The sequence below is a fragment of the Coprobacter fastidiosus genome, assembly GCF_982245605.1.
Genome location: NZ_CEVCIF010000013.1, coordinates 20280 through 42900 on the forward strand (window position 1 = coordinate 20280; position 22621 = coordinate 42900).

The 22621-nt window shown below is 38.1% G+C and carries 16 protein-coding genes; 11 read left to right on the forward strand and 5 right to left on the reverse strand.

Annotated features, from left to right (window positions below; translation table 11 throughout):
* Positions 1-119: 119 nt before the first annotated feature.
* The 4 genes from sov to AC0UMU_RS04905 form a co-directional block, all read right to left on the reverse strand.
* A complete protein-coding gene (gene sov / locus AC0UMU_RS04890) occupies positions 120-7586 on the reverse strand; it encodes a T9SS outer membrane translocon Sov/SprA (RefSeq protein ID WP_288640960.1) in 7467 nt (2488 codons plus the stop codon).
* 39 nt (positions 7587-7625) lie between these two features.
* Entirely contained in the window at positions 7626-8207 is a 582-nt protein-coding gene (gene ruvA / locus AC0UMU_RS04895) for a Holliday junction branch migration protein RuvA (protein ID WP_009318786.1), read from the reverse strand.
* A 224-nt stretch (positions 8208-8431) separates the two neighbouring features.
* On the reverse strand, positions 8432-9889 hold the full coding sequence (locus AC0UMU_RS04900; RefSeq protein ID WP_022390872.1) for a monomeric [FeFe] hydrogenase: 1458 nt from the start codon (positions 9887-9889) through the stop codon (positions 8432-8434).
* Between the two features lie 108 nt (positions 9890-9997).
* The gene (locus AC0UMU_RS04905; protein WP_009318789.1) at positions 9998-10348 is read right to left on the reverse strand and encodes a bactofilin family protein; all 351 of its coding nucleotides are present in this window, start codon (positions 10346-10348) and stop codon (positions 9998-10000) included.
* Positions 10349-10574: 226 nt separating this feature from the next.
* Here AC0UMU_RS04905 and folB point away from each other — a divergent pair, with 226 nt between their 5' ends.
* The gene (folB, locus tag AC0UMU_RS04910) at positions 10575-10928 is read left to right on the forward strand and encodes a dihydroneopterin aldolase (protein ID WP_270214252.1); all 354 of its coding nucleotides are present in this window, start codon (positions 10575-10577) and stop codon (positions 10926-10928) included.
* A gap of 71 nt (positions 10929-10999) precedes the next feature.
* Here folB and AC0UMU_RS04915 read toward each other — a convergent pair whose 3' ends face one another.
* On the reverse strand, positions 11000-12211 hold the full coding sequence (locus tag AC0UMU_RS04915; RefSeq protein WP_278715174.1) for a C1 family peptidase: 1212 nt from the start codon (positions 12209-12211) through the stop codon (positions 11000-11002).
* A gap of 155 nt (positions 12212-12366) precedes the next feature.
* Here AC0UMU_RS04915 and AC0UMU_RS04920 point away from each other — a divergent pair, with 155 nt between their 5' ends.
* The 10 genes from AC0UMU_RS04920 to nqrF all read left to right on the forward strand — a co-directional run bounded on the left by AC0UMU_RS04920 (position 12367) and on the right by nqrF (position 22080).
* A complete protein-coding gene (locus AC0UMU_RS04920; protein WP_278715172.1) occupies positions 12367-13623 on the forward strand; it encodes a type IX secretion system plug protein in 1257 nt (418 codons plus the stop codon).
* 94 nt (positions 13624-13717) lie between these two features.
* Positions 13718-14209, forward strand: a complete 492-nt coding sequence (locus AC0UMU_RS04925; RefSeq protein WP_195596297.1) for a Crp/Fnr family transcriptional regulator — start codon at positions 13718-13720, stop codon at positions 14207-14209.
* A 76-nt stretch (positions 14210-14285) separates the two neighbouring features.
* Positions 14286-14618 (forward strand): DMT family transporter, encoded by a 333-nt coding sequence (locus tag AC0UMU_RS04930; RefSeq protein ID WP_423767131.1) that lies wholly within the window; start codon positions 14286-14288, stop codon positions 14616-14618.
* Positions 14619-14851: 233 nt separating this feature from the next.
* Entirely contained in the window at positions 14852-15937 is a 1086-nt protein-coding gene (locus AC0UMU_RS04935) for an acyltransferase (protein ID WP_009318796.1), read from the forward strand.
* Positions 15938-16207: 270 nt separating this feature from the next.
* Entirely contained in the window at positions 16208-17557 is a 1350-nt protein-coding gene (locus AC0UMU_RS04940; RefSeq protein WP_278715166.1) for a Na(+)-translocating NADH-quinone reductase subunit A, read from the forward strand.
* A 32-nt stretch (positions 17558-17589) separates the two neighbouring features.
* Entirely contained in the window at positions 17590-18807 is a 1218-nt protein-coding gene (locus AC0UMU_RS04945; protein ID WP_278715164.1) for an NADH:ubiquinone reductase (Na(+)-transporting) subunit B, read from the forward strand.
* A gap of 11 nt (positions 18808-18818) precedes the next feature.
* Complete coding sequence (gene nqrC, locus AC0UMU_RS04950; protein WP_009318799.1) at positions 18819-19520, forward strand: NADH:ubiquinone reductase (Na(+)-transporting) subunit C; 702 nt, start codon at positions 18819-18821, stop codon at positions 19518-19520.
* A 14-nt stretch (positions 19521-19534) separates the two neighbouring features.
* Positions 19535-20158 carry an NADH:ubiquinone reductase (Na(+)-transporting) subunit D gene (locus tag AC0UMU_RS04955; protein WP_022390879.1) on the forward strand — a complete coding sequence of 208 codons (624 nt, stop codon included), beginning with the start codon at positions 19535-19537 and terminating at the stop codon, positions 20156-20158.
* 22 nt (positions 20159-20180) lie between these two features.
* Positions 20181-20795, forward strand: coding sequence for an NADH:ubiquinone reductase (Na(+)-transporting) subunit E (gene nqrE, locus AC0UMU_RS04960; protein WP_022390880.1), 615 nt, complete (start codon positions 20181-20183; stop codon positions 20793-20795).
* A gap of 22 nt (positions 20796-20817) precedes the next feature.
* Positions 20818-22080, forward strand: a complete 1263-nt coding sequence (gene nqrF / locus AC0UMU_RS04965; protein WP_022602041.1) for an NADH:ubiquinone reductase (Na(+)-transporting) subunit F — start codon at positions 20818-20820, stop codon at positions 22078-22080.
* The last annotated feature ends 541 nt before the right edge of the window (positions 22081-22621 follow it).

The window sequence follows — 22621 nt, forward strand, 5'->3', positions numbered from 1 at the left end:
CTCTTTCAGAGAGGGGAATCGTACCGATATATTGTTAACAATGTTATAGTCCGGAAAAAAACACAAAGATGACCTGATCGTACTTTTATTGTAAAATTTAGAAAAGAATTTAATAGCTCTTACCGGGCAAGATCAAGGCGGATCGATACACCGAAACTGCTGTCAGAGATGGGATATGAAGTCGATGATACCAACGGAGTATTGATTTGGTGATCATAGAAAGCCCGTAGTGTAATGAGTTTGCTTAAAGCATAATCGGCAGAGAAATTGAGCATCATTACTTTTGTACCGGAAGTAGCCTGAGTGAAATTCTGTTCAATACGGCGTATTAAGGATTGATCTCTTTTGAAAGAGAAGTTTGCTCGTAATTTCAGATCATTGTTAAATGTCCCTTGTTTACCGCCTTTTCCTCTCCAAATGGCGTTGAAATCGGTAATTGTATAGCCTGCACCTACAGTAACGCCTTGACTTGTATATTCGACAATTTGTCCTGCTGAAGAATTCAGGCTTAATGTACGGGAATTTTGATACTCTACTTTAGCTGTGATACTGTTTTTAAAGGTCATATCTAATCCGAGTAAAGGTGCAAAACTTTCATTAATGCTTACAGAAGAGATATCGTATGGAGAGGACGGTATCGGATTCCCTGTGAGTTCGTCTTTCGTAAAACCGAAATCTTTTTCTTCAGCTTCAGCCCAGTTCAGGAAAGAGGAAAAAGACCCCACGGTATAAGTACATCGGTAGGCATGACTCAGGACGATACTTTTGAAGTATTTCTTTAATGCCTTTATCTTAGATAGACCATCATAGGTTATTTTCCAGTTAGGTAATAAACTTCTGATCGACGGAAAAGCCGTTAATCCGATTTTTCCCGCATCTTTGCCACTGTAAGCGGCGATAAATGCAGGTATCATGACATCGGGAGAATTACGGTTAACCCCTCCGTTTTCTGAATTATATCGTTGCCCGACTAATCCTTTTTCACTGATAAATCTTGCTGAAGGATATGTCATTTGACTATACTTGGCTTCTAATCGTTGAGCAATAATCTCACGATTTTGCAAAAAGTTCTCAAAAGCTTTGGAATAATATCCGTTCGATGCCTTTGCACTTTTCAGAGATGAGGCAATCGCAACGTGAGTCATTGTGAAACTTCCTCCTCGTATGGTGGGCATTCCGTCATACATAAATTGTATTTGGTTGTTGTTGCTCACGGTGCGGTTGGCATTTAACGTGATTTTGAATCCTTTAAACGGTTCTAAGGTGGCATCTATACTGAATTCTTCTGTACGATTCATAATAGCAGGGCTTACTAATGAGTCGTTGACAATAAGCCAACCTCGGTCCTTGATTTTTTCGATATAGCTTTCGTCTGTCAATCCGAAAGCGAAATCAAGTCCCGGAGCTAAGGTACTGGTTGCTGTGGATTGTCCGAACATGTCCCCGACATTAGGCAAGAAAGACGGAATATACATTGAGTTACTGTTTTTGTAATGGACGTTCACATTTCTTACCATCATGGCAAACCGTGTTGTGTATTCTGCTGCTTTATACCAGAAAGAATCTTCAGGACGTTTGCCGGGCAGTACGGTTAGTGTTATTTGGGCCGTATCTCTGTTTTCAATAAGAATTGTGTTTTTATCCACAACTTTATATTTGACGGAATAATATATTCCGTCTTTGGTTTTTGCGGAAACTTTTACTTTTTTATTGTCCAAATTGTGTTTCACCGTAGTTGTCGTGTCGCTTTTTAACGAGATATTGCGCTGGAATCTCTTTTTCTGGGTACTGCTACGGGAAGATGACCGAGAGGTATTGGCGAATTTCCGATTTACTTTTTTCAGAAAATCCGATTTATTGTAGAGAGTTTCCAGATTGAAACGACCGTCGATTCCGAATTGACCTTGATTATTCAGATTATTACCCATTGTCGTTTCACTATCAATATAAACCCCTCTGTCCCAAGAATATGTCGAGTTGTATTTCGCCGATAGGGTCATCCAATTCAGCATGGGAATTTTAGATAACGGAACGTCGAAAGAGGCGTTGAATGTTTGGTTATAATTCCAGGGTGTTCCTAAGTGCCATATACTTTGCATGACCGTGTCTTTCCATGCTTTATATTCATCGGGGAAAAGCTTTTTATTTACTACACCCGAGGGTTCGTCGATACGGGCATTTGTCATGGTAGCTAAAGACATGTTTAAGGATTTCAACAGATTCCATTGAATAGAGAACTGCCGATCCCATAAAAAGTTCTTGCTTACCGAAATAGGAAGTTGCGTGCTTGTGCCGTCTTCTCCTAACTCTCGCAATTGTTGCTCGTAGTAGTAACGAGACATATTAGTATAGAACGAAATATTATTCGGTACATAGTTAATACTCATGTCTTTGATAACCTTCAAATGTTTCGATCTGCTTTTTAGTGATTTAAAGGGTTGAAGGGGTTTCACATACGGTGTATAACTGTAACTGAAATTTCCTCTTCTGTCCAGTGTATTTTCGAATAGAATTGTCGGGTCTTGCTTATTTTGGATGTTTGACGAGTAGCTAAAAGTAAAGTTTGCCGGATCATAAGGCATCGGATTTTTACTTTGTATGTCGAATCTCAATCCGGAAATACTGAAACTCTTAACTGTCGATATATCGATAGATGCATTTTTGATCGAATCTCTTTCAGCGTCAGAACCGGCAGCGTCTAAAGCATCTGAAAGTAAAATATCCTGATCGAGCGGGTTGTATTTCGGCAACGTCCGCTCTTCAGATAATGAGTAAAATATCGGTGCTTTGAGTTTCAATTTTTCAGGTAAAAAACGACCGACATCTACCATTGTAGCTATATTGTATTGATAATAATCGTCAAGTCGACGTTCATTCAGGCTTTGATCTATCCCTCCGAAGCCGCAAGTTTCGATGTGTCCCCCGAAATTTACGGTGGCTATATCGGATATCGCCAGATTTACATTAGCTCGGGCAGCCCAACCTCCGCTCTCATTAAAACCGGATAGTCTGAGTTCGTTAACCCATACCACAATATCTTTATTCGTCCCCGCATTATTCCGGACACCGATCATAATTGTCGATATGTCGGACAGGCTCGGATTTCCGATTACCGAGACTTTATTTCTCGGATGATCAGGATCATATATCGAATAAACGTCTTGATAGCTCGAACCTTCATCCCCTCTTCGTTTTGCCGCATTCCGTTTTAATTTCAATTCTGTTACCAGAGATAAGGGAACGTTGATCATGTTTTGTGTAGGCCAAACGGTCTCTTGGTCTTGTGAATTGTATGTGTTATAAGTTCCCGGAGGAGTAAGTGCCAAAGGCACTTCATATTCGTAATAATTGTTTCGGTAATCAGACCCGAAACGAATGAATACAGAAGTTTCTCCGTTCCTTAAGTCTGTGTTATCATCAATTAGTTTTTCGGCATGAGTAAACATTTGTAAATATTTGTAATTACGCATGTCAAGACTCGTATTTTTATATACGGCACGAGCATTTTTAGGAGGTAAATCTCTTATTTTTAAAGATAAAGATTGCTCGTTTAATTGAGTGATCTGGGATTGGTCGGGAGAAATTATCCGGCTGACTCCAGGAGGCAGTACATAGTTTACAGGAGTTTGTCCTGCATTTTCTTCTATATTAACAACTGATACATCCAATTCCCCTTCTGCCGGCAGTGATGTGTTGGGTGATTCTCCGGTTTGTAGACGAAGAGAGTAACTTCTCCAGTCTCCCCGTACAAGTTCGAGTGAAGCAAAACGCAGGTGTGTTTCTTTTTCGAATCCGGTCATGAACATCCGTGCAAAACGGATTGTCTTGAAATCTTGTATAGAACCGTATTTTTTTCGTGGAATATGGGTTTCATCGTCGCTGTCGTCTTTCAAAGGTATTTTAAATTGATACCATGTAACTTCTGATTCCTGACCATTTCTCAGACGAACGACAGTCGTGCGTTTATCAGTGATGTAATTTCTTCCTACTTGAAGATTCTGAGGAGATATTTTTATACCGTATTCATAGTATCTTTCGTATTCGTTCAACGTGTTGTCTTGATTGATATCTTCGACGTCCGGAACGCTTTTGGAGGATTGGTAGTACTTGTCTGCTGCATCATCCGGAGAACTTGAGTTCCCTTCTACTCCGTTATAATGTTTATATCGGCTGAGAATATCGAGCTGCATGTCATCGTAGTCTACACCTCTGTAAAAATGATAATTATCTCCTGCAGGGTCGTTCAAAGGAGAAAAAGGATCTTCCAACATTTTGGCTTGAGCTTCTGCCGTCGTATTTTGTTTCAATTTCTCTAAAAAGTCGGAATAGGTGGAAAAAGTAAATTCTTCGTTGTTTGTAAGCCCGTCGAGTCCTACGTCTTGTTTTTCACGAGCACCGTCTGCGTTCTCGAAAGCATAGGTCATAGATTGGCGTTTCGAAACTTTTCCCCATACGGTGGTTGTCAGATTCGATTCATCTCCATCGACAGGAAGACCGTTTTCGAACGATTTCATACCATCTTTCAGTATATCTTCCGATATTTCTCCAAAATTGAAATACAGGTATCCGACCTGACTTTCATTCCCCGGATTGTCCGGATCGAGGAACGGGTCCATCATCCAAAATTGTAAATATTCGATGTTTGCAGCTTCAAAGTCGGTATTATCCATTTTTCTCATAATCCCTCCCCAGCGTTGTTCCGGGAATTTGAGAGAACCGTCATTGTTTATTTTATCCGCATCTACATTGTACGGTCCTCTTTCTGTCGGATAATACGATAGGTTCAGAACTTGTAGGACAGAAGATTCGCCGTAACCGAGTTCTTTGTTCGGGAATACCTCGCTGACATCGATTTCCCGTACATAATGATTGGATAATTGATCTAAATCGTTTTTAATATGGGCAGGAGTTAACGAGGAATTTTTTTGAGTAAACATCCGGTCTATATAATACCAAGATATTAAAGCCCGATTCTTTCCGTAATCAGCATTGTTGGAATATTTTGATTCGGGAAACATAGACGGAGTCGAGGCGAGTGACCATGAATATGGTGTCCTCAGATCATAACCCGATTGAGAAGACTCGAAGTCATCGATATAGGAGAGCGAGTTGTTTTTCCCTTTTCCCGGTATTAACTGTGCAAATTCTGCATTTAGCGATAATCGGGACGGGGCTGTTGCATTCACGGTCGGTATTTTGTTGATCAAAGATGTTAGCCATTGGAATTCTGTATTGTAAGAAGTATTTAATCCCCACAGAGTATTATTCAGCACTTCATCTCCGATGTTCACTTTCTCGGTCAGAGACTTTTCTCCCAAGTGCATAATTGTAGCTCCGACATTAAAATCTTTAGAGAAAGCATAGTTAAGATCTAATCCGACCATTGTTTTTCGTTGCATGTTGAATAATGACTGGTCTTCAAGACTGACGCTGATCGGAGTTCCGGAGTCGATATAACTTTGATTTAAAATAGTTACAGTTCCCATTGTGTAATCGACCGAATAATCTACATTCTCGGTCAGGGTCATACCTCCGGCCGTGACTCGTACCGATCCTCGGGGTACGTGCGTGGCGTTAAGTTGTATTTCTGCTCCTGATGATGCTTTATATTCACCTTTGATTACGAACTTGTTCTTATCGGCATACTGTCTGGCTGCTGTTAATGTAGTGTCGTACAGTTCTTGATAGACATATTGGTCAACATTCGGTATGTTTCCGATTTTCTTTTTTAAGTGTGAGCCAAAAGGTTCTACTACCGGGAAAAATACTCGACCTTTGGATGCAAGAATCGTGTACCCTTCTACAAAGTCGAAAAATCCGTCGGGATTTGTCTCTTGGTTGTTATCTAATCGGTCAAGGTTCATAACCTTCAATAAGGTTTCGTTCTTGATGTTTCCGATAGGCATATATGTCAATTGTGTCCCGGCCGTGTCGCTTTTATAGTAAATATTTAACCGGAACTTTTCTTTTTGTATCTGAGTGGCGTTAAGGGAATATACATTTTTCATCATCAACTTCCATGCCGGAACGCTTGTCGAGATTGTTGTCCCTTTTAATAGCTTTACATACAGGCTCTTGTCTGTATCTGTAATATTCCCTGAAAATTCTCCTACCTGATATGTCTGCCCGTTTTTCGTATATTCGAATGCTACTGCCAGTACTTCATCCGGATTGAGCTGACTATTTAAAGAAATATATCCGAGTTGACTGTTCAGTGTATATTCCGAACTGGTGAGCAGTCGGGCACTTTCGACTTTGACATATTCTTGTCCGCCATTGAATCCTTGAGCTTCAAGAGGCTCTAATACCTGAGTCACCTGGTTAATGTTTCTGGCATCGGGATAGTTGGTTTGAATGTATTCATATAAACTATTTGCATTGTTTGCCGGACATGTATAGCTTCCGTTTGTATGCCATAGATCCGGATTTGCTAAATTATTTCTGTTTTGTTCTCCAAGGTCCATAAACCCGACGATGTTACGCGCCTGGTCATAATTTCCTCTTTTGTTGGTCACCCATACTTCTATACGGTTAATAGTCACTCCCGAAGATATATAAGGGAGTTTTGACATAGAATTATCATAATTATCTCTAAAATAGTGGGCTAAAAAATAGTGACGATTTTCATCATACTGGTCGGCGCTGAAAGAAAATTCCGTAGTTTGAGCACCGCCTTTTGAGTTGACAGTTTTAGACTCTGATTCTTGTTGGGAGACTAAAGCGGTAACAGTCAGTTTACCGAATTGCATCTTAGTTTTTATCCCGAATAAAGCTGATCCTCCACGTATTAAGGAAGATCCTGTGGTCATACTAACATTACCGGCTTCGATACTTTTGATGATTTCGTCTTCTTTCCCTTCATAATTCAAATTCAGTTTTTGGGAATCGAAATCGAATGTTGCTCCGGTATTATAGTTCATGTTAAAATTGAGCTTGTCTCCTACTTTTGCTGTAATATCCGCTTGGATTTGTTCCTCGAAATCGAAGTAGGTCTTTTTCCTTGCACTCAATGCCAATGCCGGGTTATCGATTTTATTTGTCTTTATACTCATGGTCAGTTCTGCCGACCCTTGAGTTTTAATTTGCACACCACCCGGACCGAAAACTTTTTCTAACGGACCGAGATTGAATTTCATATCGAGAATATCGAAAGGGTCTTTTCCCTTACCTGCATTTTCTTTGTTTTTTTCCCGATAGTAGGCTTCTATGGATTTTCGTAAGGAATAATCTTTGTATTCTTCAGGGGTCAGCATAAAAGGCGTAGACACTTCCATATCTCCGACTTTTGTACGCACAACGTAACATTGAGTTACCGGATCATATTCGAACACTGAGCGTACGTTCTCAGGAGTTTTTAGATCTGCCGGACTGTTTTTATAAAGATCTTCATAAGTCTCTATCGAAGTTTTAGCTACCGGGAAACGGCTTTTTTTTGTAGTATCTTCAGGTGCTGGAATGGATGAGACGGATGCTTCCGGAAGGTTTAGTGAGGAAAAGGTACGGTTATAAGCCGCAAAGGCAGAGTAGATTCCTATCCCGCTGATACATAGAAAAATATATAAAAGATAATAGAGCCTTTTATTCATTGATCCGTGAATCCTTTTCCCTTCTCCCGTATGTGTGTTTTACAGCATTTTAAGTGCAGCTTTGATAATAGCTTCTACTTTTAATGTGGGAGATTCGTTCAATAATTTTTGTACGACCTTCATTGAAGCGGTTTGCGGAAATCCTAACATGACCAAAGCGGCCACAGCCTCATCCTGTACCTCTTGATTTTGGGGCATACTTATATTTAACGTATTGTCCCCCGGTTTTATTTTATCTTTAAGGTCAACAATTATGCGTTGGGCGGTTTTTGCACCGATCCCTTTAACGCTTTTCAATATGTTTACGTTTTCAGAAACGATAACTTGCTCCAGTTCAGGAGCAGAGAGAGAAGAAAGAATCATTCGTGCGGTATTCGGTCCGACTCCGGAAACGGAAATTAACAACAAAAACAAGTCTCTTTCGCGACGGCTGATAAATCCGAAAAGTACGTGAGCATCTTCGCGTATAGATTCATATACAAATAGCTTGGTTGCAGTATTCTGGGATAGTGCACTGTAAGTCGTTAAAGATATATTGAGGAAATAGCCTATTCCATTACATTCTATTACTGCCGATGCTGGAGTTAATTCGGAAATTTTACCTGTGATATATTCTATCATTCTGCTGTTATTTTTCTTGCCTTCAAAGGTAAGAATTATCTATTAATCGTGAAAGAACTGTAAAAAGAAACGCTTTTATATTTTGAATAATCTGTCTTGGTTATTAATAGGAAAATTCAGACAGGCTTTTATTGTATCTTGAATAAAATTAGTCTATTAAATTATTGAAGCGTCGAATGAATTTTAAAATTCATTCGACGCTTCAATAATTTAAGTTAGTCGTGTTATTTTTCTGATTCTTTTACGACAGAAAACTTTTCCATAGCTTGTTTAAACAATTTGCTTCCTGTTGCGGCATCTACATGTGCTGAAGGACCTGTTACACATCCACCCTCACAAGCCATTACTTCGATAAAGTTAACCGGTGCTTTACCTTTGGAGAATGCCCGAAGTAGGCCGATGTTCTTTTTATTAAGATTCGATACTTGCAAAGCTTTCAGATCGGGGATTAGGTTTTGCGCTTTTACAGCTCCGATAACTCCTCCCGACATGCCAAAACCTTTTCCTTCTTTAGGTGCTGAACAATGGAAAGATTCATTATTTTTGGGGGTCATATCAATAGATAATCCGTCGAATATGGCGTTAATTTCTTCAAACGTCATTACATAATCTACAGCTTCGTCCCTGCGGGCTTCTGAACGTTTAGCAACGCAAGGGCCTATGAATACGACAAGACTTTCGGGGTATTTTTCTTTTGCCATTCGTGCTGTGTAGTACATAGGACTTCCGGTAGTTGATACATACGGTTTCATATCTTTGATATGTTTGTTTACCAGCTCTATGTAAGATGGACAGCATGATGTTGTCATAAACGGTTGTCCTTCTTCCAGTTTTTCTTTCAGTTCTTCGGCTTCTCTTCGGGTTGTCTCCATCGCTCCGTCGGCTACTTCGAGAACATCATGAAAACCGATTTCACGTATCGCTTCGAATATGGTTTCCATTTTTTCGGAATATTGTCCCATGATAGAAGGCGCGACGATTGCAATAACTTGTTTTCCTTCTTTGATTTTAGAGAGAACATCGAATACTTCAGATATTTCAAAAATAGATCCGAAAGGACAAGCGTTGATGCATTTGCCGCAATAGATACATTTCGATTCATCGATATGTTCGATGCCGTTCTCGTCTTTAGAAATGGCTTTTACCGGACAGGCTTCTTCACAAGGTACTGGAATATATACGATGGCATGATAAGGACAGGCTTCTTTGCAAATTCCGCAACTGACGCATTTGCTGTGATCGATTCGGGCTTGGCCATTTTCTCCGAAAGAGATTGCTTTTCGAGAACAATTCATATAACAAGCTCTTGCTACACATCCTCGGCAGAGATTGGTTACTTCGTAATTTACCTGAACACATGCAGAGCAAGCTTCATCAATGACACATAAAATATTTTCTTTATTGTTTTTCCCTCTTTTTAAAGCTTTTTCTGCATAATAAGAGAGGGGAATCAGTTCGTCTTGTTCGTCATTCATATCAAAGCCCAGCAACGGAAAAGATTTATATTTCCAGACAGCTCTTTCTTTGTGAATGCAACAGCGTCCCATAATTTTCGCATTACGCGGACTGAGTTCGATAGGTAAACGATCAATGTGTTCTACCAAACGGTCTTGTTTCCATAATTCAACAAGTTTTGCCATTAATACCCGGCGGACAATGAGTACATTATTCGCAAAAGCCATAAATATAATTTTGTATTTGTGATTTTTTAAACGGCTGCAAAGGTACTGCTATTTTCTCAAACAACTGTATGAATGTTATATAAAAATAAGAGAGGTTATAGATATTTTCTATTGCTGGAAAGTCCGCATCGAACATTGCCCGTTTAAATGTGCGTTAGGCTCTATTACTAAGGTCGTAACCGTAATATTTCCTTCCAGAAAAGAACTTGACTTTAAAACCAAAGTATCTGCTACAACTATATTGCCACATACAGTTCCCATAATCTCGGCATTGACAGCTTTTATGTCTCCCTGTACACGTCCTTGCTCTCCGATAATGACTTTTCCCTGACAATCAAGATTTCCTTGAAGAATTCCGTCTATACGAATGTCTGTAGAGGCCGAAATGTTTCCCGTAACAGTCGTCTCTACAGTTAGTGCGCTGTGCGCCATACCGGTAGGTTGGTTTTCCTTTGCCATATTATTATTTCTCCTATGGTTGCAAAATTACGATTTCTAATGAAAAAACAATTCATGCCGGATAAAAACTTTTATAAGTTCAGTGCTTGGCTGAGTTTAGCTCGGGGTTGATTTGAGAATTTTTTATTGTAAAATTTAGACAGGTTCTTAGTTGGAATTGATATGTCGATGTATGGAAATAGATAGAAAAATGTACTTTTGCGGTAGTCTTTAAATAAAAGCAGATATGAATACGTTTGTAGAGTTGAGAAAAATTCGTTTTTATGCTTATCATGGTGTTGCTGAACAAGAGCGATGTGTAGGAAATGATTATGAAATATATGTTAAAGTAAAATATCCTTTTAAGGATGCTATGGAGACGGATAATTTGGACGCAACACTCAACTATGCCCAATTGTATGAAATTATTTATCGAGAAATGAGAATTTCTTCTCATTTGTTAGAGCATGTTGCGGGGAGAATCATACGTGCGATACAAACAGAGTTCCCTCTTTCTGAGGGAGGGATATTAAGCATTTCAAAACAAAAACCCCCTATATCCGGAGATATAGAGGGTGCATCTGTTATTGTTGAATGGTAAACTATTAGAATAAGATACCGTATTCTGACATAAATAGATCGAGTTTAATGTTTTTGTTCTCGACCTGCAGTTTATTTTAAATTTAGTTTTTTAGCGATGTCTTTGGGTATGGCTTTTTTGTTAACTACCATATTCATGGTTTTATAAAGAACATACGGCTCTGATGCGTAAAAAAATCCTTTATATACACCGTCATCGCCCCATGAGTTTTTTACTTTATAATAAGTCGTTCCGTTTTGATCGATGGCTTTTCCTACAATTTGCATGCCGTGGTCATCGGTCGTTTCAAACTTGTCGTATGCAGCTTGACGGAGTTCTTGAGTAATTTCTTGCTCTTTTCCCGGACCTTTCTGTTTTGCTGCTTTTCTTTCTTCCGGAGATAGTGTTGTCCAACGGGCTTTTTCTGTTCCGGCTTCACTTTCGATCTTCTTTTCTTCAGGAATTACAGCATAACCTTTGTTGTAGTTGAATCCTTTTTCACTGACATCGGCTGCCCAAAAAATAGTATATCCATTATCTATGGTGTTATTTAAAATGCGGTCAAAGTCATTTAACGGGACATTGTACGATTCTCCCCATGCCCAGTTGTCAGGAACTTCTATTGCAAATGTCTCGTAGAATGGATGATGAGTGAAAGAGGTAAAAGATATGTAGTCGTCCATATTCAGACCGAGAGATTCTGCAAAAGATAGGGGTGTATATTCTTTTCCTTGATAAGTGAACTTTTCTGGAAATTTACCCAGATAAGCATCGAGAATTCCATTAAATCCTTCTTTCCATGCCGGTGTGATTTGCGATTTGCGATCGACGATAGTCTTAATATATGCAGAAAGTACGGCATCCAGTTCTCCGTGGTTGTGTTTTGTAGAACCATAATTAAGTCCCGGATATGCTTCTTCGGGAACTATTCCGTACTTTTTGATAATATTCATGACATCATGAGTCGCTCCTCCTGCACTGAAGTTTCCGGTTCCGTGCATACGTACATATTTCTCGGCTTTTTCTAAATATGTCATTCTGACTATAAACATTTCTGAAAGATCAACTTCAGGTTTACCTTGTCGCAGCATTTCGCTTTCTAAAAATGCCAGACCGGAAAAGCTCCAACATGTACCTGAACGACTCTGATCTTTTACAGGCGTGTATTTTGCGATCTTGGTGTCGGTAAATTCGTATCCGTCAGTTTTTGCTTTTTCTTTTTCCTTGTCGTTTTTCGGTTCTTGTGCCCAGCTGTAAGATACAAATAGCAGACAAAGAGAAATTGATATCAAATTTTTTATCATAACATATATTGGTTTTAGGTAAGCATAATATAAAAAGTCGGTCAAAGATAGTATTTCATTTTTGTATAAGAGGTTAAAATAGGCTGATTTTTCGGGAATATTCTTTTTATCTCTCTTTTTATGACTATTTTTGTTTTATAACTTATTGTACGATTATGATGCGATTATGCCTGTTGTTATTATGTTTTTTGACAATTGTTCCGGTTAAAGGGCAAAAAAAGATATATAGAACCGAAGTTTTTGATCCGTTGATCCAGACTTTGCAAGTACGTGTAGAGAATGCGCCTTTATATCCTCCTATAATTTCTTTACAAAGTGATGATCGGATTATTGTTTCGTTTGACCAGTTTGTCGATGATCCGCAGTATTTGAGTTATAGCGTGATTCATTGTAATGCGGATTGGACTCGTTCGGGTTTGTCTGAATTAGAATATTTAGATGGTTTTAACAACCGTCCGGTGGAGTATTCAGAAATGTCTCTCAGTACATATAGAAACTATATTCATTATAAAATTGTACTGCCGAATGAATCGATGAGGTTCAAAGTTTCCGGGAATTATGTGGTAATCGTATATCCCGAAGATGAGCCAGATAAAGTACTGTTGCATGCTTGTTTTTCTATTTCTTCAGATCAAGTGTCGGTGCCTTGTCGCATCTTGACAAAAACAGATATCGATTATAATAAGGCTCATCAACAAATAGAGTTTAATGTACAATATCCTCATTATGATATTCGTAGTCCGCAAACTGAATTGAAGATTTATGTCTCGCAGAATAATCGTCGTGATAATGAAGTGCTTATAACACATCCGCTCTATGTCAAATCCAGAGAGTTGGTCTATGCTCATAATAAGGACCTTATTTTTGAAGCAGGAAATGAATATCGCCGTTTTGAGATGGTAACGACGAAGTATAAAGGAATGAGAGTAGCCGAACTGCGTTATTATGATCCGTATTTTAATGTGACGCTTTTTCCGGATTTCCCGAGAGCCGGGAAAAATTATCTCTATGACCAAACTCAAAATGGGCGGTTTACGATCCGCGAGAGCGATGCGGTTGATAGTGACCTTGAAGCAGATTATTTTATAGTTCACTTTTCTTTGGATTACGATAAACCGTTATCAGATGGCAATATTTATTTGGAGGGAGAGTTTACGCATGACCTATTTAATGATCGGAGTCAAATGATATATAATCCGGATACTCGCCGATATGAAAAAACTCTGTTTTTAAAACAAGGAGCATATAATTATCAATACCTCTATTTACCTTTCGGACAGATGAAGGCGACTCCTTCTCTTATTGAAGGGAATTATGTGGATACTAAAAATGAATATTTGATTAAGGTTTATCATCGAGTACAAGGAGAACGGTATGACCGTTTGATCGGGATAGGGCGTTGTATTCTTTAATGGCGTTTAAAGTTCGGTTATGTGTTTATTGCATAGAATATTTAAAGAAAGATATCAATTGTCTGAAGATAATGTTTCTCTTCTTTTTGAGAATATGGAGCAAATTACATTTTCTAAAAGAGATATTATACAGAAAGAGGGACGGCTGAGCTTCTATCTTTATTTTGTGGAAAGAGGTATTGTGCGCAGTTTTATATCAAGAGAAAACAAAGATGTGACGATATATATAGTTGCGGAAGGAGATACTCCTCTGGATTCGGTGGGACTGACTGAAATTTTGAACTCCAAATTCTCGATAGAGGCTATTGAAGATGTTGTTCTTTGGAGAATACATAAAAAACAATTAAAAAGTTTGTGTAGCAATTCTGTAGTTTTTGCTAATTTTTGTAGGCAATTATTGGAGACTCAGATGAGGGAAATCGAAGTTTATTGGACTGAATATTACTGGATGGACAAGAAGGAACAGTATAAGCTTATGCTGAAACGGCAACCTGAAATTTTTCAACGGATTTCACTGAAAGATATAGCTTCTTATTTAAATGTTACTCCACAATCGTTGAGTAGAATTAGAACCTTGATCGATTAATTATCTTATGGTAAATACTTCATATTAGATACGTGTTATTTTTGTCTCCGAAAATTTAAATTTGGAGAATAAGATGATGAAAGGTTATTTATTTTTAATTATTGCGATTATTTTAGAAACGATAGGAACATTTTTACTTAAAGTATCCGACCAATTTACAAAATTGTTTCCATCTCTCGGTGCGATAATAGCTTATATCGGGTGTTTTTATATTTTGAGTTTATCCCTTAAAACGATTCCGATAGGTATTGCTTATGGAATTTGGGCAGGGGCAGGTATCGTGTTGGTTATGCTTGTCGGTTTTTGTTTTTTTAAACAGATTCCGGATTTTGCGGCAGTATTGAGAACGATACTTATTATTTCCGGAATAGTAGTTATTAATGTTTTTTCAAAAATGGGGATTCATTAAATTTGTTTTGAATCTGTTTAGACTAGTTCTTAGCTATAATATTATTGCTAAATTGTTTTTTTGACATAATAAACCATTTTATTCTTTTTTAGTCTGTATTTAATGTGAATGTAATTCGTTGATTAACCTGTTTCGAATTATTTTGAAACAGTTCTTATTTATTCTGCGAAAGTACAGAAAGATACTATATTTCATTGTGGCTATTATTTTGTCTAACTATTAAATATAAATTTATGGGTTCATCAAAACTTTCTTCGGAGACAGAAAGAATTGTCTTTCTCGATTATTTACGAGTATTTGCCATGTTTTTGGTATTTGGCGTTCATGCATCGGAAAGTGTTTATTCCGATGGTACGTTAAATTTTTTATTTAAAAATGAAACTGATAGACTCAGTGTTTCATTTATGAGTAGTTTTTCTCGTTATGGAGTAGATTTGTATGTGATGGCATCCGCGTTTCTTTTATTACCGCTTAAAACAGACAGTAAAACATTTTTTAAACGGCGTTTTACTCGGGTTGTCATCCCTTTTGTTTTTTGGTTATTGATGTATGCGTTTTTGCCCTGTTTATGGGGTGCATGTGATGTTGCGCAATTGAAGGATTATCTCGTACAATTATGTGTAAACACGATTCCGCCAGCTAACCATTTGTGGTTTATATATATGCTTATCGGTCTTTACATGTTGATGCCAATCTTGTCTCCGTGGCTTAAACAGGTGAGCCGTAGAGGAGAAGAATGTTTTCTGTTAGTATGGTTATTAACGACGGTGATTTCTTTTATTCATGACCGTTTTGGCTATATGTATGGAGAGATGCCCGGATATCCTTACGGAATGTTCTATTACTTTTCCGGATTTATCGGATTTTTGGTATTAGCTCATTATATCCGTAATTATGTGAACTGGTCGATGAAAAAGACTCTGATTATTTCTATCCCGTTATTTTTAGCTGGTTATGCTATGTGTGTATATTCTTTTTATAACCGTTCGTTTTATGTTGATTGTGTCGAAGATTTGGAACATGGCTGGGATAATACCGGTATGGCAACAGTTATGATGGCTATCGGGGCATTTATGTTAATTAAAAAGATTACATATTCCAAAGGATTTCTTTATAAGTTGGTAAAAGATATTTCTCTTAAAAGTTACGGTATGTATTTGGTGCATATGATGTTTCTTCCGTTTATATATGCTTATTTAAGTTCTGTGTTACCAACTCCTTGGACGATATTTCTGTCGGTTTTAATTACTTATGTTGTAAGTTATTTAGCTGTAAAAATAATTTCATTTATTCCAAATAGTAAATATATTATTGGGTAAACGAGAAATGGGAGGGACAAGATCGTTCCTCTCTCTTTTTTTATGATAATCATTTTTGCTTTTTTTGATATAAAAAATAATATTTTTTGTAATAATAGGTATAATAGATAATTTGGGTATAGATAAAAGAAAGATAATCAAAAGAGTGACATAATTTGCTAAAACCTGAGGACGAGTAAATTAATTACGGAAAAAATTCTTTATATTATATATGTTTTATAACAGAATTGTTATCTTTGCACACAAATTAAAAAATCTATTTATTACAACATGGCGAATGTGATAAAGTTAAAAAAAGGCTTGGATATACCTTTGGAAGGAAAGCCGGTCAAAGAGGTCGTTGATGCTCCGAGAAGCGAGTATTATGCTCTTATTCCGGATGACTTTCACGGGGTAATTCCTAAGGTAATTGTGAAAGCCGGTGATCATGTAGATGCGGGAACACCGTTGATGTATGATAAAAATCGCCCGGAAGTGAAGTTTGTTTCTCCAGTAAGCGGAGAAGTCGTAGCAATAAACCGGGGAGAACGACGTAAAGTGTTGGATATAACGATAAAGTCTGATAATGAACAGACTTATGTCGATTTTGGAAAAGTTGATTTGACGAAACTCTCGGGAGAACAAGTGAAAGAATTTGTTCTCAATGCCGGATTGTTTCCGTTCATTAAGCAGCGTCCTTATGATATAATCGCCAATCCGGAAGTATCTCCTCGTGATATTTTTGTTTCGGCTTGGGATTCTGCCCCTTTAGCCCCTGACTTTGCTTTTGTATCGAAGGGTGAAGAGAAAAATTTTCAAGCAGGATTGGACGCATTGAAGAAGATGACGGCAGGAAAGGTTTATGTAGGTATGTCAGTTCAAAATACGGTTGATATATCTGGGGTAGAAACTGTTCTCTTTGAAGGACCGCATCCTGCCGGGAATGTTGGAGTACAGATTCAGCATATTGCACCTATCAACAAAGGTGAAGTCGTTTGGACACTAAGTGCTTTTGACGTATTGTTGATAGGTCGGTTTTTTAATACCGGGAAAGTCGATTTTTCCCGAATCGTTGCCGTGACGGGATCGGAGATTGTTAAACCGATATATGTGCGTACTGTTGCCGGAGCTCGCTTAGACAGTATATTGGGAAATAACGTCAAAAAAAGTAATTATAATCAACGTTTTATAAGCGGGAATGTCCTTACGGGAGTAAAGGTCGATCCAATGGGGTATTTACGAATGCCTCATAGCCAGTTGACCGTTATACCTGAAGGCGATGATTGTAATGAATTTTTCGGATGGGCGACTCCCGGACTTGATAAATATAGTGTAAGCCACAGTTATTTTACATGGTTGTTGGGACGAAAAAAAGAGTATGCTTTGGATGCTCGTCTGCATGGTGGTGAACGGGCTATTATTATGTCGGGGGAGTATGATAAGGTGTTCCCGATGGATATTTTACCGGAGTTTCTGATTAAGGCGGTTATTGCTTTTGATATTGATAAAATGGAAAATCTTGGTATTTATGAGGTTGCTCCCGAAGATTTTGCATTATGTGAATTTGTTGACACATCGAAACTCGAAATTCAGAAAATTATCCGTAACGGACTCGATCAGTTAATGAAAGAGATGAATTAAGCAGACATAAACCTATTTAAATAAAACTCACATTGAAAGCTTTAAGAAATTATATCAATAGAATTAAACCTAATTTTGAACCGGGCGGGAAGTTTTCGATGTTTCAATCTGTCTTTGAAGGGTTTGAAACATTCCTTTTTGTCCCGAATACAACGTCAAAATCAGGTGTGCATATTCATGACAGCATCGATACGAAACGTACCATGACTGTAGTGATTATTGCTTTACTTCCGGCTCTGTTATTCGGAATGTATAATGTCGGTTATCAACATTATTTGGCGATAGGAGAGTTAGCTCAGACCGGATTTTGGATGACTTTCCTTTTCGGATTTTTAGCCGTACTTCCTAAGATTATCGTTTCTTATGTCGTCGGATTAGGAATCGAATTTGCGGTAGCACAAATGCGAGGACATGAAATTCAGGAAGGTTTTTTGGTTTCGGGGATTCTTATTCCGATGATTGTTCCTATCGACACTCCATTATGGATGATTGCAGTCGCTACGGCTTTTGCAGTTATTTTTGCTAAGGAAGTGTTCGGCGGAACAGGAATGAATGTATTTAATGTTGCTTTGATTACCCGGGCATTCCTTTTCTTCGCTTATCCTTCCAAGATGTCAGGTGATTCTGTTTTTGTTCGTATTTCCGATACATTCGGTTTAGGAGCTGGTCAAGTTGTAGAGGGTTTTTCCGGAGCAACTCCGTTGGGGCAGGTTGCAACATATACGGCGGCCAATGGTGATCTTACGTTAGTGAATATTTTGGGAGAAAAAATTTCTACTTTAGATTCTTTTTTAGGCCTTATTCCCGGTTCTATCGGAGAGACTTCTACGTTGGCTATTTTGATCGGTGCGGCGATTCTTCTTTTTACAGGAATAGCCAATTGGCGGATCATGTTTTCTGTTTTTGTAGGAGGCTTGTTTATGGGATATATTGCGAATCTTTTTGCTTCACCGACATATCCCGGCTCATTCCTTTCTCCATCGGATCAGATTTGTCTCGGCGGATTTGCTTTTGCTGCTGTGTTTATGGCTACCGATCCGGTAACAGGAGCACGTACGACATTAGGAAAATATATATACGGTTTTTTGATCGGGGTTATTGCTATAATTATTCGTGTATATAATAACGGTTATCCAGAAGGAGCTATGTTGGCAGTATTGCTGATGAATGTTTTCGCTCCTTTGATTGATTATTTCGTTGTGGAAGCGAATATGAAAAAGAGATTGAAAAGAGCTAAAACTAACGCATAAAAAAGAGAATCATGAACAAGCAGAGTAATGTATATACAATAATATATGCTTCGGTGATGGTGATCGTTGTTGCCGCCGTATTAGCTTATACAGCTTTATTGCTGAAAGAACCGCAGACTAAAAATGTGGAAATTGATAAAATGAAACAGATCTTGAGTTCGGTGAATATTGCATCCGATGCGACAAATGCTCAGGAACTGTATAAAAAGTATATAGTAAACACGTATGTCATCAATGCCGATGGAGAAAAAATCGATGGAGTAAATGCATTTGACGTAAATACGGCTAATCAGGTGAAAAAAGCCTCATCGGATAGAGAGTTGCCGGTTTTTGTCTGTAGATTGGAAGATGGTTCTGAAAAATATGTTATTCCGATGAATGGCGCTGGATTGTGGGGGCCTATCTGGGGATATGTTTCTGTCGATAAAGATGGAAATACCATTTATGGAGCTTATTTTGCACATCAGGGCGAAACTCCGGGATTGGGCGCTGAGATTGAGAAACCTATGTTTTCAGATCAGTATAAAGGTAAGCATTTATTTATTGACGGTGAATTTAAGTCGATTGCTGTAGAGAAAAAAGGACAGAAACCTGTCGATGGGGCTGAATATGTAGATGCTATCTCCGGGGGAACGATTACGAGTAAAGGTGTACAAGATATGATGAAAAATAGTCTTGAACCATATCAGAATTTTTTTAAGTCATTAAAATAAGTGGAGAAATAGATATGTTATCCAAGAAAAATAAAGAAATCCTTTTAGGTCCGCTCTCCAAAAATAACCCGGTCATAGTACAGATATTGGGTATCTGTTCGGCTTTGGCTGTAACGGCAAAATTGGAGCCGGCTTTTGTTATGGCAATTTCTGTAACGGCTGTTGTCGCTTTTGCTAATGTGATAATTTCGTTGTTACGCAATACGATTCCTAACAGCATTCGTATTATTGTTCAATTGGTTGTTGTCGCTGCGTTGGTGATCATTGTCGATCAGGTGTTGAAAGCTTATGCTTATGATGTAAGCAAGCAGCTTTCGGTGTTTGTAGGATTAATTATAACCAACTGTATATTGATGGGGCGTCTTGAGGCATTTGCGTTGGGGCATGGCCCGTGGGAATCTTTTCTTGACGGAATAGGCAATGGTATCGGTTACGGACTGATCCTTGTTATTGTGGCTTTTTTTCGTGAGTTGTTAGGTTCTGGTACTCTCTGGGGCTATCAAGTCGTTCCTGACATATTTTATAAATGGGGTTATGAAAATAACGGGTTGATGATATTACCTCCGATGGCATTGATTACGGTAGCATGTATTATTTGGATACATCGTTCCCGAAATAAAGATTTGCAGGAGAAGTAACACATAATTAATGCAGTAGAAAATGGAAAATTTGAATTTATTTATTCGGTCTATATTCATAGACAATATGATATTCGCCTACTTTTTAGGTATGTGTTCTTATCTGGCGGTTTCTAAAAATGTGAAAACGGCGATAGGTTTGGGTATTGCGGTGACATTTGTTTTGGCAATTACCCTTCCTGTGAATTATTTGCTTGAAAACTATATATTGAAATCGGGTGCTCTTTCTTGGTTGGGAGAGGAGTATAAAGGTGTTGATCTGAGTTTCTTAAGCTTAATTTTGTTTATTGCTGTTATTGCCTCTATGGTACAGTTGGTAGAAATGGTAGTTGAGAAATACTCTCCCTCTCTATATGCTTCGCTAGGTATATTTTTACCTTTAATTGCCGTAAATTGCGCGATTCTTGGAGGATCGTTATTTATGCAACAGCGTGAATTTCCGAATGTAGGTACAGCTACCGTGTATGGTATCGGTTCGGGTATCGGTTGGATGCTTGCAATTGTAGGAATTGCAGCAATTCGTGAAAAACTGGCATATTCGAATGTTCCGGCTCCTCTTCGGGGTATTGGTATTACTTTTATTATAACCGGACTAATGGGGATTGCTTTCATGAGTTTTCTGGGGATTAAACTTTAATTGTATTCTAAAATTATAAACGATGATCGAATTAATGATGAGTAATCTCACTATATTGGCAGCAGTTGTAATCTTTTTAATATTGACTCTTTTGCTTGTTGCAATATTATTGCTTGCCAAAGCTAAGTTGACTCCTTCCGGAGAATTGAAGATACGTATTAACGGGGAGCGGGAGGTGATTACTTCTGCCGGTTCTACGCTGTTATCTTCTTTGGCTGCGAATAAGATATTTTTACCTTCTGCTTGCGGCGGTGGTGGAAGTTGTGGCATGTGTCGCTGTCAGGTAGAAGAAGGCGGTGGCGAAATTCTTCCTACAGAGGTGGGCTTTTTTACCCGAAAACAGATTAAAGATCATTATCGCTTGGCATGTCAAGTAAAAGTGAAAAATGATTTGGAAATAAAAATACCGCAATCAATATTGGGTATTAAGAAATGGGAATGTGAAGTCGTTTCGAATAACAATGTGGCATCCTTTATTAAGGAGTTTGTCGTTCGTCTGCCTGAAGGAGAAACATTGAATTTTCAGCCCGGTAGTTATATTCAGATTGATGTTCCTAAATACGATATTAAGTTTGCGGATATGGATATTGATGACAAATATCGTGATGAATGGGATAAATTTAAGATGTGGGGATTAGTTTGTAAAAATGATGAGGAAACTTATCGGGCTTATTCTATGGCGAATCATCCGGCAGAAGGAAATATCGTTATGCTGAATATTCGTATTGCGACACCGCCGTTCGATCGAAATACCGGGACATGGGCGGCTGGTATTAAACCGGGTATCTGTTCTTCTTACATCTTTTCGCGTAAACCCGGAGATAAAGTTACGGTTTCAGGACCTTATGGCGAATTTCATATTTTGAATACAAAGAGAGAAATGTTGTATATAGGTGGAGGAGCTGGTATGGCGCCATTGCGTTCGCATTTGCTGCATCTGTTTAAGACATTGAAGACAACGGATCGCAAGATATCATATTGGTATGGAGCTCGTTCTCGCCGTGAGATTTTCTATGAAGAAGATTTTAGAGCTATCGAACGCGATTTCCCGAACTTCTCTTTCCATATCGCTTTGTCCGACCCTCAGCCTGAAGACAATTGGACAGGGTATACTGGTTTTATTCATCAGGTTATTTATGATCATTATTTGAAAGATCATGATGCTCCTGAAGATATTGAATATTACATGTGTGGTCCTGGACCTATGGCTAATGCTGTGAAAAAAATGTTATGGGATTTAGGAGTTCCTCGAGAAATGTTGATGTATGATGATTTTGGTGCGTAATTGTAAATGAAATATATCAGATACCCGGAGGTTTGCTTCGGGTATTTTTTTGTGTTTGTTTTATGGTTGTTAAATTCGAATTTTGACCGAATAGGGGAATAATAAATATGATAGACAAAGGAGTTATTTAAAAAGTCGGAAAGTCCCTTTTTGTTATTTATACTTTAAAAGTAAAAGGCGTGAAATCATCCTTATGCTTTAATAGAAAAAATAACCTCAGGTTTATTGAATGATATTTTATTAAAGACTTGCAAATTGTATGTTAAGAAGCAAAGAGCAGAGGAATAGCCCCTTATTAAGTCTACACACGGACAAAGTTTGAGAAAAATCCATGTGAATAGTCAGTTCTCTTTTCGATAAGGGATAAAAAGGGTGTGTGATGGTATTGAACTTATGCCAATAGATTCGAAAATTGTATTAACAGTATTGCAACCAAACGACACTCCTGCCCCTTTCAATAAGAGAACTTACTGATAACCGTCAACAACATTGTTATAGGCTGTAAGAAAACGCAAAAATAATCCGATAACGTTTTTCTTAT